We start from the raw sequence: 17618 nt of genomic DNA, 5'->3' as shown, positions 1-17618 counted from the left end.
ACTGGCATGCGTGTTCCGCTGCCCAGACCATACGGTCCAGCCTCAGTTTGCGGAATCACCATGACTACGCGTTGCGTCTCTGCCGATACCGGTTCCAACTACCGCACCCGCCTGTTCTGGAAGTTGCAGGCCTGGCGCCTGCGCAAGTCGGAAACACCGGAAAGCTCGCGTTCGGTCAGCCTCTTCAGCAATTTTTCCGCGCTGGACCACCGCGGCTATGCCGATGCGGTATGCGAACTGCTGCCCTCGCTCAGCGATGAGGCCAGCGGCCTGGCACCGATCTCCGCCGCCCAGGTACGGCAGCGGCTCAGGCGCGAACTCGGGCTGCAGTCCTGCGCCTCGATACTCGCCAACGAATCCGGTGTGGTCGGCGGTTATGCCTGGGGCCGCATCACAATGGCCGGCGAGGCACTCGACACCTTCCGTCATATGCCGAGTCTTGCCGGCCTGGACGTACAGGACTGGACCCGGCTGCAGTCGCTGCTCGGCGGCAAGCCGCGCCTGGTGCTCTACGACATCGGCCTGGCCGCCAACTACCGCTACGGTTTTTCGCCGCTCAAACTGCTGCTGAAGCCCTTGTTCGAGCTGGGTCTGAACTGCCATGTCAGGCAGGCGTTCTGGTGGGCGCCGCGGCAAAGCGCGATGTACGATATTTCCGTCGCGTTCGGTGCCCGCAGCGTGCTGGTGAAGGGCTCGGCGGTTTTCTTCGTGCACGACGACATCGCCAGCATCGCCCGCGTGCTGGCACTGCTTCCGTCCGGCGATATTTCCGATCTGCTGGCCCGCGTAGGACCGCCGCGCAGGCCACGGATACGCGTCACCGCACTGCCCGCCGAAACCGCCAGCCGCCTGCAGCTGCAAAACCTTGTGGCACCATCCCCTGGTGCCCAGCCGACGCGGATCGTTTCCGACGCGATCGCCAGCAATGACGACGCTGCCGGCGACAGCGCAGCAGACAGCGCTTCCGGCGAACCCTTGCTGCCTCAGCTGGCCGAACCGCTGGCCGAGCAGAACGCCATTGCCGAAAGTGCGTCGCCGCCCGCAGCCAGGGCCGGCACCGACAACCCGTTGCTGCACCAGCTGCCGGCCCGGCTGGCGGCCTTGTTTCCGCGGTTGGCCGGCTGAAGGCAACGCGAGCCGCGTTACGCGCGGGGCAATACCCGTGTAGGCATCAGGCCGCCGGCCGGCGGCCTGGAAGGCGGAGCAGCCGAGACAGCGCGAGCGGTGCGCGTAGCGCCGCCTGCCTCAGGCTGTCTGCACGTCGTGCAGCTTCCATACCCGCCCGGCCAGCAGGTTCAGGCGATGCTTCACGATGGCATGCGGCAGCGTGGTGACGACTTCGACTTCGGTGTGCAGGTCGGACTGCTCCGCGCTGACGCGGGCATTCGGGTCGCTGGCGCCAAGCTGCGGATCGACCGCATCGGGATCGGGCTGCAGGGCTTTCCAGCGTTGCCACAGTGACGGTTCGCGCAAGGCGGCCTGCAGGGTACTGGCGAAGCTGGCAGGGCTGATGCCGTCGAAAGACAGCTGCGCATACTCGCCGCGGGCCTGGGACAGGTCGCCGATGCTGAGGAAGAAACGTTGCACTGTGGCCATCAAATTCTCCTGGGGCAGAGCCGGGCTCCACTGTTTTGGCAGTCTAGCGCGAAGGTTTGTGATGACGGCGTCGCAGGTTGCAAGGATTGCCCGGTGGTAACCGCAGCGGCGTAGACCGGCCCCGACCATGGGCGTAACCGGGACTTCTGTCCCGGGCCGGACGGGCCCGGCTGGCCTAGGATTAAGGTCTTACCAAAACGGGGAGATACCTGATGTTGCGCCATCCTCTGGCCCTGGCCCTGGGCCTGCTGCTTGCACTGCCCGGCTTCGCCGCCGACAAGAAAGACGAGAAAAAAGACGCCAAATGGGACGTCAACGCGGCCCACGGCCCGACCAAGGTGGTGAAGTTCAGCACCGAGGAAGGCACCTGGATGGACCTGGACGTCAGCCGCGACGGCAAGCAGGTGGTCTTCAGCCTGCTAGGCGACCTCTATCTGCTGCCGATCGAAGGCGGCAAGGCCAAGCGCGTCACCAGCGGTGCCGCCTGGGACGTGCAGCCGCGCTTCTCCCCCGACGGCCGCGAAATCGCCTTCACCTCCGACCGCGGCGGCGGCAACAATATCTGGCGCATACGCACCGACGGCAGCAATGCCAACCAGGTCAGCAAGGAAGATTTCCGCCTGCTGAACAACGCTGCCTGGACACCGGACGGCGAATACCTGATCGGCCGCAAGCATTTCACCGGCCAGCGCTCGCTGGGTGCGGGCGAATTGTGGATGTACCACAAGTCCGGCGGCGCCGGCCTGCAGCTGACCAAGCAGAAGAACGACCAGCAGGACCAGGGCGAACCGGCGGTCAGCCCGGACGGCCGCTATGTATACTTTTCCGAAGATGTCACCCAGGGTCCGTTCTTCCAGTACAACAAGAACGTGCACGACACGGTGTACGCGATCCGCCGCCTCGACCGCGAAACCGGCGAAACCATCGACCTGGTATCCACCCCGGGCGGGGCGGTGCGGCCGCAGCCGTCGCCGGACGGCAAGTCGCTGGCCTTCGTCAAGCGCGTGCGCGACAAGAGCGTGCTGCACCTGCTGACGCTGGATTCGGGCGATGTGCGCCCGCTCTGGGACGGCCTGTCGCACGACATGCAGGAAGCCTGGGCGGTGTTCGGCCCGTATGCGAATTTCGCCTGGACACCGGATTCGAAACAGATCGTGGTATGGGCCAAGGGCAAGCTGTGGCGCGTCGATGCGCAGAGCGGCAAGCCCAGCGAGATCGCCTTCAGCGCCGACGTCGAACAGACCGTCACCGCACCACTGCGCTTCGAACAGACCATCGACCGCGGCAGCTTCGCACCGAAGATGATCCGCGACGTAGCCACCAGCCCGGACGGCAAGACCGTGGTGTTCCATGCCGTCGGCCATCTGTGGACCAAGACCGGCGGCGGCGCGCCGCAGCGCCTGACCGCGACCAGCGGCAGCTTCGAATACCAGCCCAACTTCAGCGCCGACGGGCGCAAGCTGCTGTACACGACCTGGTCGGACGACAAGCAGGGCCATATCGTCGAGCGCGATCTTGCCGCCAACAGCGAACGCGTGCTGACCAGCGCACCGGGTTTCTACTACTCGCCGCGCTTCTCGCCGGACGGCCGTTCGGTGGTCTGGTCCAAGCAGAGCGGTACTTCGCTGACCGGTTCGCTCAACGGCGGCGATGCCGGCATCTATGTACTGGCAGCCGGCAGCACGGCGCCGCGCCGCATCAGCAACGACGGCGTGGAACCGCAGTTCAGCGCCGACGGCAAGCGCGTGTTCTTCCTCACCGGCGGCGGCCTGAAGAAAAAGCTGCAGAGCATCGGCGTGAACGGCGAAGAGCCGCGCGACGTGTTCGACCTGAAATACACCGACTTCGTCGCCGTGAGTCCGGACGGCAAGTGGGTCGCCTTCACCGAACTGTTCAATGCCTATGTGGCACCGCTGCCACAGACCGGTAAAAGTATAGAACTCAGCAAGGAAACCACGGCGATCCCGGTGGCCCGCGTATCCGACTATGTCGGCTCGTACCTGCACTGGGGCGGCCAGAGCAACAGCCTGCACTGGATGGTCGGCAACGAATACTTCACGCGCGAACTGAAAGACGCGTTCGCCTTCCTGCCCGGCGCACCGGCCGACCTGCCCAAGCCGGCCACGCTGAAGGGCACGACGCTGGGCCTGAGCCTCGGCGTGGACGCGCCCAAGGACGTCGTCGCCTTCACTCATGCACGCCTGGTCACCATGAACGGCGAGGAAGTGATTGAAGACGGCACCCTGGTCGTGGAAGGCGACAGCATCGTCGCACTGGGCAAGAACGTAGCCGTGCCGGGGAATGCACGCGTGATCGATGCCAGCGGCAAGACCATCGTGCCGGGCTACATCGACGTGCATGCGCATGCCAACCATTTCACCAGCGGCGTGGTGCCGCAGGAAAACTGGGCGTACTACACCAACCTCGCCTTCGGCATCACCACGATGCACGATCCGTCGGCGACCACAGAAACTGTGTTTTCCCAGGCCGAGCTGGTCAAGGCCGGCGACATGGTGGGACCACGCGTGATGTCGACCGGCACCATCCTGTACGGTGCCGACGGCGATTTCAAAGCCGTGGTGAATTCGCTCGACGACGCACGCGCGCATCTGAAACGCATGAAGGCCAATGGTGCCTTCAGCGTGAAGAGCTACAACCAGCCGCGGCGCGAACAGCACCAGCAGATCAACCAGGCCGCGCGCGAGCTCGGCATGCTGGTGGTGGAAGAAGGCGGCTCGACCTTCAATTTCAATATGCCGATGATTCTCGACGGCACGACCAGCATCGAGCACAACATTCCGGTGGCGCCGCTGTACAACGACGTGATCAGCCTGTGGAAGCAGACCGACGTGCGCAACACGCCGACGCTGGTAGTGAGCTACGGCGGCCTGTCCGGCGAGTACTGGTGGTATGCCCGCGACAACGTCTGGGAAGACAAGAAGCTGTCGCGCTTCTTCCCACGGGAAACGCTGGACGCGCGCTCCATCCGCCGCGAAACCGCGCCGGACTGGGACTACTACCACATCGAAGTGGCCAAGGCAGCGAAGAAACTGCGCGACAACGGCATCCGCATCCAGATCGGCGGGCATGGCCAGTTGCAGGGACTTTCTGCCAATTGGGAAACCTGGAGTCTTACCCAGGGCGGCTTCAGCAACTATGAAGCCCTGCGCGCAGCCACCATCGACGGTGCCGACCTGCTTGGCCTGTCCAAGCAGATCGGTTCGCTGGTGCCGGGCAAGCGTGCCGACCTGGTGGTGCTGAACTCCAATCCGCTGGAGAACATCCGCTCCACCATCGACACGCGCTACGTGATGGTCAACGGCCGCCTGTTCGACGTGGATGCGGACATGGCCGAAGTCGGCGGCAAGCAGCGCCCGGCACCGACCTTCTACTGGCAGCGCCACCGCGACGGCCGCACCTTCGGCACGGAATACGGCCCGACCGTGCCCTGCCACTGCCCGAAATCGGGCATGGGTTTGCATAACCACTGAGGCGGAAGCAACAGCGTCGATACGAATGGCGGGGGAAACCCCGCCATTTTTTCGACTGCGGCTCTGGGCTCCTGCGCGCAATGGCCTGGCACGACAGCTGTCGGCCAGACGGAATTATGCACAGCTAGGCCTCAGCGCGTGTGCCTGCGGGACATCTCGTCGACGAGCTGCATCATGACCCAGGCCGACTCCAGCCACTGGCGCAAGCCGGCCGAGGCGGTATTGTCGCCCTGATCGATGTGATAGCAGCGCAAGCCCGCATTGAGCGGTGATGTGCCTGCGTCGTAAAGCAGGATCGAATCCCGGTCGGGATACTGGCCGATCAGCAGCAGCGAACGCGCTTGCGCCGGCGTCAGCGTCGCCACTACCGCCGACGCATCGATATTTGAAGAGAAAAATATTTCTCCATCGACCGCTGAATTTTCGAAATCCACTTTTTCCTTGGGCGGGTTCGTTGCTATCGATTCGAGCGGCAACAGCGACAGGCCCGGATCGCCGTTGGCGACACGATAGAAAGCCAGCAGGTCTTCGGGCAAGGCGAGCCCCAACCGGGCCTGCGCTTGCTGCAAGGATTCTTCGCTGGCCGCTGGTTCGGCACGAGGCAACTGACTGCCATCTTCGCGGGCCATCAGACGGTCAATATCGGCGATCAGCTGGGCCAGCTCCAGCGTCTTGGCCTGGGCCAGCAGCTTGTACTTGAGTCCGTCGTAGTCCACCGACCGCGCTGGGGCCACAGCAGCGATCTGGCCCATCTGCAGCTGCCAGTACAGCCAGCCACCGCCCAGCAACACCGGCCCGGCCAGCAGAAAGGTGTAGACGCTGCTGATCGCCACGCGCTGCCCCATGCGCATCGGCTTGATGTCCAATGTCCGCAGCGCTTCGCCGCCCAGGCTGATGCGCAGCGGCGCCTGCAAGGCAGGGCCAGCGACTGCATCGTAGACCTCGAAGACACGCTGCTGGCGCAAGCCCGCCGGCTGGCCCGGCGCGATGGCCGGATCGCCGCGCAGGCGCTGCAGTACCGCCGCCAGCTGCCAGCGCGTACGCGCATTGACCAGCTGGAATGCCGCCAGCACGGCCAGCAGGTAGAAGCCCGCCCAGATCGCCAGCGCCGCGCCGATCACGCAGGCCACGACGATGAAGACCGCCGCCAGCCGGGCGCCGCCGACCGGCAGCAGGGCCTGTACGACGTGGGCGCCGTCCAGCGGCGGCACCGGCAACACGTTGAGATAGTTCAAGAACAGGAAGACCGCGGCGGCCTGCCACAGCCAGGCATTGCCGCCATTGCCGCCGAGCAGGTTGAGCAGCACCGAGCCGTGTTCTGCAGACAACAGCAGGCAGGCAACCAGCACCCAGCCGATGACGATGCCCGGCAACGGCCCCATCAGGCTCATCCAGGCGCGCCGGGCCGCGTCGGGCCTGGCCTCGTGGCCGATGGTGACGCCGCCGACCAGGGGCAATGCCAACATTTGCACATTGCGATAACCGAACGCGCGCATGGCCAGGTAGTGGCCGAATTCGTGGATGCCGACGACGACGAACAGGATGACGGCGAACTGCAGCCCCCACAGCCAGCCGCCGGCAAGCAGGAACAGCACGATGCTCAGGCCGAACAGGCCGGCCTGTACGCGCCGCGGCACCGGCCGCGTGGTCTGGCGCTGGGCGACCTGCGCCAGCCAGGCCAAGCGGGCCGGCGGCACGGGCTGTTGCAGCGCAGGCACCTTGGGACGGCGCCACAGCGCAGCAAGGATCTGCAGCGCAAAACGCAGGCGTGGGCGCAGCAGGCCGCGGCTGTCGCGATACAGCTTGCCCGCAGCGAGCAGGGCGGCGCTGCGCTGGTTATGCAGTTCGCTGGATTGCCAATCGAGGCTGGCTTCGTCGGTGCCGGCCAGATCGGTGCTGCCCTGGCTATCGCACCAGTCACGATGCAGCTGCCATTGCTGGGCGAGATCGCTTCCAGCGATGGTCTGCGCCGGCATCTGCGCCGTGGCAGCGATTTCCGCGAAACTGTCGTAGGGCTGGCTGACGGCGTGGCGGCCGTCGGCCAGGCGCCGCACGAAATACAGCAGCAGGCTGTTGGCCCGCTCGGCCGACTGTGGCGGAAACAGCCAGGCGACATCGCCGCTGTCGCGCTGGCGCCAGGCCGCAGCCGGCTGCGCGGTAATGCCGGCATCGGCCACGCTGTCGATCAGATACCACTGCGGCTGCGCGAATCCCAAGGCAAGCAGCTGCCGCGTTGCCTGTTCGTGCAGGTCGGCAAAGGCTTCGGGCAGGCGTGGACTGTCGATGCGCCGCGCGCGCAGCGGTGCGAACGCCAGGGAAAGCACGGCGCGCAGGCGCTGCAGCTGCAGCAGCAGGACAATGGCCAGCGCCAGGGCAATCAGGTCGATCATCAATACATATCCCTATCCGTCGCACTGCATCAGGTATCGGCAGGACGCGGCAGACAGGATCACGCCCAGCCCGGCACACTGCCTGTCGGCAACGATACCGGCAAGCCGAGTGGCAAACGGCGCGGTACTGGGGCAGCGGGCCGCGGTGCCGTCAGCACTGGGCGGACCTGGCAGTTACAGCAGCCATCGATTCGATCGCAGCGTCGTGGCGGTTGGAAGCGCCTTCCGGTTCTCTGCGCTGTGCGGCGCAGGCAGGACGTCGCCAGCGGCATTCGTCGCAAACGGTGCATTTGGAACGACAGGGGTCTGCCATCGCGGTAGCGCTTGCGCGAATACCAAACATGCACGCGCAGCCGGCAAGCAGCAGGCAAATCGATTTATCGGCATTTTCGTCAACCCGGCGCACTGCCGCGGCGACACTGCCGCGGCGACACTGCCACCGCACCCGGGCCGGTCGCTCATGGCGCGCCGGGTGATGCGCACGACGCGACGCCTGTCTCAGTTGTCCACGCGCACGCGGATCGGGTAATAGGCACCGGACAGTGCGGCGGCATCGAAATGATGGGTCTCGTCGCCGTAGCTCGGCACGCTCTTGAGGCCCGACGGCGTGGTCGCCTGTACGAACAGGTCATAGTCGCCGTCGGGCAGGCCGCGCGTATCCCAGTTCAGCCGATAGCGTCCCTGCGACGCGGGCGCATCTCGGGCGGTTTCGACCAGCAGCACGCGCTCGCCCGGAATCGTGGCGCTGCTGGCGGGCTTGGCGAACACTTCCACCCGGGCGATGCCGCTGGTGCCGCCGGAACTCCACACTTCGGCGCTGACCACCGGCACGTGCATCAGCTCGGGCGCCCAGCCGGCCCAGCTGCGATTGCCGGCCTCGATGTTGAGCGGCACAAGGCCGCTGACGGCGATGACAGCCGGTGTGGCCGCGCTCAGATGGTGTTCCTCGACGATATCGCTACCGGCGATGCGCTGGAAACGCACCGGCGGCCCCTGCCGCGGCAGTTCCGCATGCAGCGGGAAGTGGTGAATCGCCGCCGGCGGCGTATACGCCGGCGCGCTGCCGGGCGGGTACAGCACTTCGACGTGCACATTGAGCAGGCCGGCGTTGTCGGCAAAGAACTGGAAGCGGTTGTCGCCGACCAGGAGCGGCGATCCGCCGCCCTGCACCAGTTCGCCGAGCTTGATGCGCGCCGTATGCGGCATGCCCCAGCTCATGAGCGACGCATTGAGCGGCGCGCTGTTGTTGGCCGGTTGCGGCAGGGGATGGGCGATAGCGTCGTTGACCTTGACTGTGTCGTCCGGCCGTACGCTCAAATTGGAATAATCTCCCATCTGGTAGGTGTATACCAGCCAGGCCTCGGCCACGGCGGCGGCCGCGAGCGGCCGCAGGTCGTCGGGAATACGCACGGTGAAGATGGGGAATTCGCCGCTGCCGCGGCTGGATTTGCGGTAGTCGGTGCCGGCGATGCGGGTTACGTAGTTGTGTACCCGGCGCGCGTCGACCACGGGGCCGTCGAAACCGAAGTTGTCCCAGTGCACGAGGTAGTACGGATTGGCGTCCTTGGGCGTGTTGTAGCCGAAACCGACCCAGAGCAGTTCGTAGTCGCCGGCGGCGAAGCTGTACGGTGCGTAGCTGGTCGAGAGCACCGGCCTGCCGTCGATGGACACCTCGACGCCGTCGGTGCCGACGCGCACGTCGAAGGCACGGCGTACGTTGGAGATCGCCTGCAGGCCCAGCGTTTCCATGTTGACGGCCGCAAGCCGATGCGCCGCACCCTGCGCATCGACCAGGCTCACGCTCAGATCCTGTCCGGCGGCACGCAGGCGCAGGATGCCGGCCGGCAAGCCGGTGGCGCCTTCCTCGTCGAAGAAGCTCGCATGCGCGGTCAGTTCCGTGGCAATGGGGTTGAGGTCGAGGTACCAGACCGAGCGCGGACTCAGCGGCGAATCCATGTCGAACACGATGCGACGGCGTGTGCCGGCTTCGACGCGCAGCTTCTTGCGGAAGCGCTGCGAGGTCTGCGACTTGTCGCCGGTGGCGTCCACACGCGTGCCGTTGAGCGTATGCGCGTGGTACTGGTCGTTGATGAAGAACAGGTTGAAGCGCGCATCGGTGGAGGTGACGGCGGCGTTGTTCCACAGCGTTTCGTCGGCCGGCCCCAGCGGCAGGTTGAAGTCGTCGAAATAGGTCAGACCGCTGCGCAGCGCGGCAACGCGTGCGCCGTCGCCGCCGTTGAAAGGGATCTCGGCCGCCAGACTGGTGATGGCGCCGGCGGCGTTGAGCCGCTGCACGCGCACGCTGTACGCGGTGTCGTTGAGCAGTGGCTGCAGCTGCACGCGCCGGTTGGCGGTGACCAGCCAGCGTGCACCCGGCGGCAGCGGATCGGTCGGCGCCGGCGGCAGTGCTGCTTTCAGGTGATCGGGATCGAGACAGCTGGCGGAATCGTTGCCGGCGATGCCGCGTGCTGGCTGGTCGGCCGCAGCGGCCTGCGGCCACCAGGTGACGAGGAAGCCGGCATCGTCGCTGAGCGCGCCGCTCATGACCCAGAACTGGCCCCAGGGACTGGCGGCGTTGTAGTCCATGTCCACCGTGGCGACGCGGTCGTCGCGCGCGACGACGATGACAGGTGCGGGCTTGAGGTCGAAGCCGTTGCGGAACAGGGCATCCTGCGCGGCAGCCGGCGCGGCCAACGCCAGCAGCGCGAGAAGTGCCGCGGCAGCGGCATTGCGGCCAGTGCGACAAGACGGGCGGAACGCGGTCATGGCAGCCTCTCCCGGCGGTATGCAGCGGCGCGATCTTGCGCCGCTGCAGCGGCTGGTTCTGCAAACCCGTGAGCAGTTCAGCGCACGGCCCTGCCCGCTCGTCGGCCGGACCACCCATTCCTGTCCGCGCCGGCGCAAGCGCATGACGGGAATCGTCCCGCCACCGCGCTCGTACTCGGACGCTGCTGCACACTGCAGCAGAATCCACAACGCATTGTCGCCACAGCGCAGCGGCGGCGACTGTCCAACCGAAGCTGCACGGAGCTTCCATGTCCAATACGCCGGCACCGACTACCGACGCCTTCCCGACAGCCGTCAATTCGCAGATCACCGACGCGGCGACGCAGACCAACGCCAAAGTGCTGGCCGACGCACCGGCAATCGCCATGGGCTCGATTTACCAGAACCTGGCCCACGCGACCGGCATCCCGTTCGAGAATGCCGTTTCCGCGCAGCAGCAACAGAACACGCTGGCGCAGGCCGCGGCCAACCAGGGCGTGATGCAGATCTATTCGCTGGACACCACGGCCGCGGCCGGAGCGACCGAAAAAGTCGCGCAGACCGGTATCGCCGATAACCTCACTGCGCTGGACAGCGTGCTGCAGCAGTTCCGGCACTCGCAGGCCCCGCTCGCCGTTGCTCCGGCAGGGATCGACGGCCAGATCGAGCAGGTCATCAAAAACACCCTCGACAGCACGCGGCTCCACAGCGGCGATGTGACCTACAGTGCCCGCGCCAGCGCGGACGCGCTGGCCGCGTCGATCGAGCGGATCAACGGCGCCAACCGCGAAAATCTGCTGCGCATCGTGCAGCTCGCCGGCGTAGCCGCCTGCATTACTGGCATGCTGCGCGAGCCGGACAAAGCAGACGCCTACAGGGCGGTGCTGGAAATCGTCGAGAAGCTGGGCTGAGCCCTGGGCCCTGCCGGACGCGACAGGCCGCGCGTGTTGCGCTGACGATACGTTCCTCAAGGCGTTCGCCCCGGTTGTCCGGGGGCATTTCCGCGCTGTCCGGAGATCCCGCTGTCCACGGGATTTCGGCGGTGCAATTCGCGGGCGCTCATCGCCCCCCTGCGCAACGCAGTGCTGCTGCGTCGGCAGGCGGAAATCTACGGCGTCAGCCAGTGTTCTGCACGCCGGCCGCGATACCGTTGACCGTAGCCGCCAGCGCCTGGAACAGTTCGCCCTCGGGCCGCTCGGCCTCGCGCCAGCGTGCCAGCAGGTCGACCTGCAGCAGGCTGATCGGATCGACGTACGGATTGCGCAGGCGTATCGACTGGCGCAGGCGGCGGTCGCCGGCAAGCAGGTGGTCGGATTGCTTGAGCTGCAATATGGCCGCCAGGGTCAGGCCGTATTCCGCGGCGATGCGCGGATGGAACTGCCGATGCAGTGGGCCGGCCAGTTCGGAATAAAGTGCAAAAATATCCATGTCGCTTTTTGCCAGCACCATCTCGACATCGTCGATCAGGGTGGCGAAGAACGGCCAGTCACGGGTCATTTCGCGCATCGGTTCCACACCGTAGCGGTCGATGCCGTCGGCCAGCGCCGTGCCTATACCGTACCAGCCGGTAAGTCCGGCGCGGTTCTGCGACCAGGCGAATACCCAGGGAATGGCACGCAGGCTGGACACGCCGGCGCTGCCGCCGCGGCGCGGCGGGCGCGAGCCCATGCGCAGGCGCTCGATCACGTCGATCGGCGTAGCGGCACGGAAATACTCCACGAAGCCGGCGGATTCGTGCACCAGGCCGCGGTAGTGGGTACGCGAGACTTCGGCCATGTGCGTGACCATTTCGCGCCATTGGTTTTCCCGTGGCTCAGGCGGACGCGGCCGCAGCGAGGCACGCAGCACGGCGCCGGTGGTCTGCTCCAGGTTGCGCAGGGCCAGTGCGCGGATGCCGTATTTGCGGTGGATCACTTCGCCCTGCTCGGTCAGGCGCAGATAGCCGTCTACCGAGCCGCGCGGCGCGGCGATGACCGCGCGCTCGGTCTTGCCGCCGCCGCGGCTGATGGAGCCGCCACGGCCGTGGAAGAAGGCGATGCGCACGCCGCTGCGCTGGGCCAGTTCGGTCAGCAGTACCTGGGTGCGCTGCAAGGCCCAGCGCGAGGCGAACATGCCGCCGTCCTTGGCGCTGTCGGAATAGCCGAGCATGACCATCTGGCAGTCGCCGCGGGCGCGCAGGTGCTGGCGGTACACGGGGTCATCGAACAATTGCACCAGTACATCCTGTGCGGCACGCAGGTCGGCGATGGTTTCGAACAGCGGCGCCACATCCAGCGGCACGTTGCCGGCGGCGTCGACGCAGTCGGCCAGGCGCGCCAGCGCCAGCACGGCCAGCACATCGGCGGCGCTGCGGCTCATGCTGATGATGTAGGGGCCGATGGCGGCAGCGCCGTAGCTGCGGCGCGCCCAGGCCACGGTGCGGAATACGTCCAGCGTCGCTGCGGCGCCAGCGGCCGCAGGCTGTACCGCGGCGGCGCCTTCGATCAGCGCGACCAGACGCTCGCGCCGCGACGCCGCTTCGCGCTGCGGCCATTGCGCATCGTCCAGCAGCAGGGCCAGGGACTGGTCGTGCGCACCCGACTCCTGGCGCAGGTCCAGCGTGGCCAGATGAAAGCCGAATGTGTCCACGCGCTGCAGCAGCTGGCGCAGCGCCAGCCAGCCGGCGTGGCGGCCGTGATGGGCGAGCAGGCTGGCGGCGATCAGTTCCAGGTCGGCGCGGAACGCGGCCGCATCGGCATAGGCCTCGTCGCGCTCGTTGGCGGTGGCGGACAGGCGCGCGCTGATCAGGCTGAGCAAATGCCGGTACGGCATGTCGGCGTAGCGCGCCTTGAGCCTGGCGGCAGCCTTGGGCAGGCGCTGCCGGTAGTCGGCCAGGCGGTCGAGCACGGCCTGGTCGATCGCAACGCGGGAGACCGACTGGCTCAGCAGACGCTCCAGCTGCACGATTTCGCGACGATACGCACCCAATACCTGGCCACGCTGGGCGACCAGCGTTGCACGCACGGTATCGGCACCGACATTCGGGTTGCCGTCCATGTCGCCGCCGACCCAGGTGCCGAAGCGCAGCAGCGGCGGCAGCTCGGGCACCGCGCCCAGCTCGCTCAGTACGTCTTCGAACACTTCGAAAAACACCGGCAGCATGGGATAGAGCACGTCGGCGAGGAAATAGCTGACATGGTCCATTTCATCGTGCACGGTCGGCCGTTCGCTCGGCGCATCGGCAGTCTGCCAGCCGGCGCTGAGGGCGACGCGCATGCGCTCCTGGTCGGCGCGGCGTTCCGCCGGCGTGCGCTGGCGGTCGATGTCGGCGATCAGGCATTTGACCAGCACCTGCTCCTTGTCCAGCAGCGAGCGGCGCACGGCTTCGGTGGGATGGGCAGTGAAGACCGGCTCTATGCGCAGACGCGCAACCAGGGCGAGGATTTCATCGCGGGACACGCCGTCCTTGCGCAGATCGGCGATGACTTCGCGCAGGCTGCCGGGCTGCGGCGCCGCGCCGGCACGTTCGTAGTCGCGGCGGCGGCGGATGCGGTGCACGCGCTCGGCGATATTGATGGCCTGGAAATAAGTGGCGAACGCGCGCGCCAGATCGGTGGCACGGTCGGCGCCGGCATCGAGCAGCGCAACCAGTTCGGCAATCGGCGCGCGCTGTTCGCGCCGGCGGATGGCCGCGCCGCGCACGGCCTCGACCTGGGCCAGGAAATCGCTGCCCAGCTGGTCGGCGAGAATTTCGCCGACCAGCGCGCCCAGGCGTTTGACGTCTTCGCGCAGGTACTGGTCGGCGCGGGGAAAGTCGACTTCGCGCAGCACTTCGTGGCTGCTGGGTTCGGGGTTGGCAGTCATGCGCATCACGGCGGGCGGCGAAGTGCCAGGAATAGCCGGTCGCGGCGCTTGCTGGCAAGCGCAGGCGGGCGATTGTGGTTAGGACGATTGGTTATGCACCTGCTGCTGCCGCTGCGGCTCTTGTCCTGCGGCGCCAGCCGGCCCGGGCGTGGCATCGCCCGCTTTACCTGGGGCACGCATCCTGCTTGACTGCGTCCCCAGGGGAGGCAGGCGATGCACAGCGTCGAGGACATAACGCAGCAGCTGGGAGCGGCGCGCGCTGGCGACGCCACGGCGCTCGATGCGCTTTTTCCCGTTGTATACGAAGAACTGAAGCGGCTGGCGCGTGCGGCGCTCCAGCGCGAGCGGCCCGGACACACCCTGCAGCCGACGGCCCTGGTGCACGAGGCCTATCTGCGCCTGGTGGCGCAGGCCGTGCCGGACTGGCCGGGCCGGGCGTATTTCTTCAGCCTCGCGGCCAGCATGATGCGGCGCATCCTGGTCAATCACGCGCGCGATCGCGCAGCACAGAAGCGCGGCGGCGGGCTGGCGCCGCTGACCTTGTCGCAGGCCGAGGCCGTGGCCGGCCAGGACATCGATCTGCTCGCACTGCACGAGGCGCTGGAAGTACTGGCCGGCCTGGACGAGCGCCAGGCACAGGTGGTCGAGCTGAAGTTCTTTGCCGGGCTGGAGATCGACGACATCGCAGCAGTACTGGGTATTTCGCCCGCCACAGTGCGGCGCGACTGGAGCCTGGCACGACTGTGGCTGGGCCGCGAGCTGGCCGCATGAATGCGGCGCGCTGGCGCCAGCTGCAGGTGCTGCTGGCGCCGTTGCTGGATTTACCGGCTGCGCAACAGGACAGCGCACTGGTACAGGCCTGCGCCGGCGACCTGGCCTTGCTGGCCGAGGCCCGCGCGCTGCTCGCCCACCGCGACGCCGTGCCTGAGCACCTGCCCGCCGCGCTGTTGATGCAGACCATCGCAGACGGCGGCGGCGAGGCCTGGATAGGCCGGCAGGTCGGCGCGTTCGTGCTGGAACAGCGCCTGGGCAGCGGCGGGTCGAGCACGGTCTACAAGGCGCGCCGGATCAACGATTTCGAACAGGTGGTCGCGCTGAAACTGCTGCACGCCCGGGCCGATGCCAGCCTGGTGCGGCGCTTCGAGCGCGAGCGCGGCATTCTCGCCGGCTTGCATCACGCGCATATCGCCCACCTGTTCGATGCGGGCAGCTGCGACGACGGCACACCCTACCTGGTACTGGAATACATCGACGGCCGCACCTGGGACGCCTGGCTGGCTGAGGAACAGCCGGACCTGCGCCGATGCGTCGAGCAGTTCCTCTGCATCGGCGATGCGGTCGACTACGCGCACCGGCATCTGCTGGTGCATCGCGATCTGAAGCCCGCCAATATCCTGGTCGATCGCGACGGCGTGCCGCGGCTGCTCGATTTCGGCATCGCCACCTTGCTCGCCGGCAGCGACTCCACCGTGACCCGCGAAGGCGGCCGCGCGCTGACGCCGGCCTACGCGGCTCCGGAACAATGGCGCGGCGAAGCCGTGACGACAGCGACCGATGTCTATGCACTCGGCCTTGTGCTGTACGAAACCCTGAGCGGCAGCCATCCGTTTCGCCAGGCCGGCAGCGCCGGGCGCGAGCTGCTGCGCGGGCTCGACGACAGCGAGGCGGTGCGGCCCAGCCTGCGTTGCAGCGACAGGCGCCGGGCGGCAGAGCTCAAGGGCGATCTGGACAATATCGTGCTGCAGGCCATCGAACACGAACCGGCGCGGCGCTATCCCTCGGTGCGTGCGCTGGCCGACGACCTGCGCGCCTGGCTGGACGGCCGCCCGGTCGCGGCGCAGGCGCACCGCTGGAGCTATCGCGCAGGCAAGTTCATCGCCCGCCATCGCGCCGCCGCGATGGCCGCCGGCATCGCCCTGCTCGCATTGCTGCTGGCCGGCGGCGTGGCGCTGCGCCAGACACACCTTGCCCTGGAACAGGGCGACCGCGCGCAACGGCGCGCCGCCGAGGTGCGCCGCTTCGCCACTACCGTGCTGTTCGACTACCACGAAGGCATACAGAAGCTGGCCGGATCGCTGCCGATGCAGCAGCGCCTGGTGCGCGACGGGCTCGCCTATCTGCAAGGCCTGCAGGCCGATGCCGGCGAAGACGCCTCGCTATGGCGCGATATTGCGACGGGCTACATCAAGGTCGGCGATGTGCAGGGCAATCCGTATCTGGCCAATCTCGGCGATTTCGCCGGTGCGGCGCGCAGCTACGAGGCGGCGGCGCACTCGCTGGCGCGCACCACGGCCGACCCCGACATTACGGCCCTGCATTTTGAGCAGGCACGGCTGCTGGCCCGCCAGGCGCACCTGGCCCACCAGGACACGCAGCTGGAACTCGCCCGCAGCCGCTATGCGCAGGCAGTTGCGCTGTTTCAGCAGCTGCCCGGGGAGTTCCTGGCCAGGCCCGATGCGCTGGTCGAATACACCGATGCGCTGGATTTCTACGGCGACCTGCTCAGCCGGGAAGGCCAGAGTTCGCTGCTGGATGCGCCGGGTGCGCGGCGTCTGCACCAGCTGTCGGCGCAGCTGCGCACCGATGCACTGGCCCGCGAGCCGGACAACCCGCGCCTGCGTTATGCGCTGTATGGCAGCCTGCTGCGCGAGGGCGAATACTGGGCCGGGCAGAACGACATGGCCAGGGCCGAACAGGGCTTCGTCCAAGCGCTGGCCGCGATCGAGCAACTGGCTGCGGCCGATCGCGACGATGCCTTTCGCCAGCGCGAAGTCGGCGTGGTGCTGACCCGGCTGGTGCAGGTGCGCGATGCCCTGGGCCGGCTGGACGAATCGGTCGATACCGCGTTGAAGGCCCTGACCCTGATGGAAGGCATGCTGGCGCGCGATCCGGCCAACGACGCGATACGCCAGGGCGTGACCTCGACCACCGGCTGGGCCGCGCGCCAGCTGATCAAGGCGGGCCGTCATGGCGAGGCCTTGCCCATCATCCAGCGCCAGATAGCGGTGAACGAACAGCGCCTGCGCGCGGCACCGGACAATCCGGATATCCGCTTCGGCCTGTCCCTGGCTTACCGCCGCCTGGGCGAGCAGCGCCATGCTGCCGGCGACCATGCCGGCGCCCTCGCCGCGCATCGCCAGGCGCTGGCGATACAGCAGGAACTGGCTGCGCTGGCGCCGGAATACGCCTTGGGCGCGAACCTGTCGCTTCTGCATATCGGCCGCATCGAGCTGGCCAGCGGGCGGGTCGCCGCGGCACGGGAAAACCTCGCCGCGGCGGCGCAGGAGTTCGAACGGCTGATCGCGCTGCATGCGGACGCGGTGACCTATCGCGAAGAGCTGGCCGACGCCTACGCCGCCCTGGGCGATGCCTGGCGGGCAGCACCGACCGAGCACGCGCGCAGTGCGGCGGCCTATCGCGCCGCGGTCGCCATCTGGGATGCCTTCGAGCGCGACGGCAGCCTGTCGCCGCGCTCGGCGGAAAAGCGCGCCGCAGCCGCCGCAAGGCTGCCGCCGCCGGCCAGGCAATAAGG

At 67.4% G+C, this 17618-nt stretch carries 8 protein-coding genes and 1 pseudogene; 5 read left to right on the top strand and 4 right to left on the bottom strand.

What is annotated here, in order from left to right:
- Positions 1-60: 60 nt before the first annotated feature.
- The gene (locus DFR29_RS26015; protein ID WP_133821574.1) at positions 61-1125 is read left to right on the top strand and encodes a hypothetical protein; all 1065 of its coding nucleotides are present in this window, start codon (positions 61-63) and stop codon (positions 1123-1125) included.
- A gap of 120 nt (positions 1126-1245) precedes the next feature.
- Here DFR29_RS26015 and DFR29_RS26010 read toward each other — a convergent pair whose 3' ends face one another.
- The gene (locus tag DFR29_RS26010; RefSeq protein WP_133821573.1) at positions 1246-1596 is read right to left on the bottom strand and encodes a hypothetical protein; all 351 of its coding nucleotides are present in this window, start codon (positions 1594-1596) and stop codon (positions 1246-1248) included.
- A 212-nt stretch (positions 1597-1808) separates the two neighbouring features.
- On the opposite strand from DFR29_RS26010, the gene DFR29_RS26005 reads away from it, so the two are divergent.
- Positions 1809-5087, top strand: coding sequence for an amidohydrolase family protein (locus tag DFR29_RS26005; RefSeq protein WP_133821572.1), 3279 nt, complete (start codon positions 1809-1811; stop codon positions 5085-5087).
- A 131-nt stretch (positions 5088-5218) separates the two neighbouring features.
- Here the strand turns inward: DFR29_RS26005 and DFR29_RS26000 are convergent, their stop codons facing one another.
- Together DFR29_RS26000 and DFR29_RS25995 are read right to left on the bottom strand one after the other, a co-directional pair.
- Positions 5219-7477, bottom strand: a complete 2259-nt coding sequence (locus DFR29_RS26000; protein ID WP_133821571.1) for a site-2 protease family protein — start codon at positions 7475-7477, stop codon at positions 5219-5221.
- Between the two features lie 498 nt (positions 7478-7975).
- Positions 7976-10243: a hypothetical protein gene (locus DFR29_RS25995; protein WP_133821570.1), complete on the bottom strand. Its 2268-nt coding sequence runs from the start codon at positions 10241-10243 to the stop codon at positions 7976-7978.
- Between the two features lie 269 nt (positions 10244-10512).
- On the opposite strand from DFR29_RS25995, the pseudogene DFR29_RS30200 reads away from it, so the two are divergent.
- Positions 10513-10854 (top strand): annotated as a pseudogene (locus DFR29_RS30200) (RebB family R body protein); the annotation flags it as partial.
- Positions 10855-11359: 505 nt separating this feature from the next.
- On the opposite strand, the gene ppc reads toward DFR29_RS30200, so the two are convergent.
- Complete coding sequence (gene ppc, locus DFR29_RS25985; RefSeq protein ID WP_133821569.1) at positions 11360-14086, bottom strand: phosphoenolpyruvate carboxylase; 2727 nt, start codon at positions 14084-14086, stop codon at positions 11360-11362.
- Positions 14087-14299: 213 nt separating this feature from the next.
- On the opposite strand from ppc, the gene DFR29_RS25980 reads away from it, so the two are divergent.
- Positions 14300-14857, top strand: a complete 558-nt coding sequence (locus tag DFR29_RS25980; protein ID WP_133821568.1) for a sigma-70 family RNA polymerase sigma factor — start codon at positions 14300-14302, stop codon at positions 14855-14857.
- A complete protein-coding gene (locus DFR29_RS25975; protein WP_133821567.1) occupies positions 14854-17616 on the top strand; it encodes a serine/threonine-protein kinase in 2763 nt (920 codons plus the stop codon). Before DFR29_RS25980 ends, DFR29_RS25975 begins: the two co-directional genes overlap by 4 nt.
- The last annotated feature ends 2 nt before the right edge of the window (positions 17617-17618 follow it).

This window comes from Tahibacter aquaticus (genome assembly GCF_004363655.1).
GTDB classification, from domain to species: domain Bacteria; phylum Pseudomonadota; class Gammaproteobacteria; order Xanthomonadales; family Rhodanobacteraceae; genus Tahibacter; species Tahibacter aquaticus.
The sequence above is the reverse complement of the archived record's forward strand: the minus strand, read 5'-3'. Positions and strand labels throughout refer to the sequence as shown.

What these genes read in the sequence shown, in the direction of transcription:
- DFR29_RS26015 (WP_133821574.1), top strand. Translation starts at nt 61, where the DNA reads ATGACTACGCGTTGCGTCTCTGCCGATACCGGTTCCAACTACCGCACC.
- DFR29_RS26010 (WP_133821573.1), bottom strand. Translation starts at nt 1,596, where the DNA reads ATGGCCACAGTGCAACGTTTCTTCCTCAGCATCGGCGACCTGTCCCAG.
- DFR29_RS26005 (WP_133821572.1), top strand. Translation starts at nt 1,809, where the DNA reads ATGTTGCGCCATCCTCTGGCCCTGGCCCTGGGCCTGCTGCTTGCACTG.
- DFR29_RS26000 (WP_133821571.1), bottom strand. Translation starts at nt 7,477, where the DNA reads ATGATCGACCTGATTGCCCTGGCGCTGGCCATTGTCCTGCTGCTGCAG.
- DFR29_RS25995 (WP_133821570.1), bottom strand. Translation starts at nt 10,243, where the DNA reads ATGACCGCGTTCCGCCCGTCTTGTCGCACTGGCCGCAATGCCGCTGCC.
- ppc (WP_133821569.1), bottom strand. Translation starts at nt 14,086, where the DNA reads ATGACTGCCAACCCCGAACCCAGCAGCCACGAAGTGCTGCGCGAAGTC.
- DFR29_RS25980 (WP_133821568.1), top strand. Translation starts at nt 14,300, where the DNA reads ATGCACAGCGTCGAGGACATAACGCAGCAGCTGGGAGCGGCGCGCGCT.
- DFR29_RS25975 (WP_133821567.1), top strand. Translation starts at nt 14,854, where the DNA reads ATGAATGCGGCGCGCTGGCGCCAGCTGCAGGTGCTGCTGGCGCCGTTG.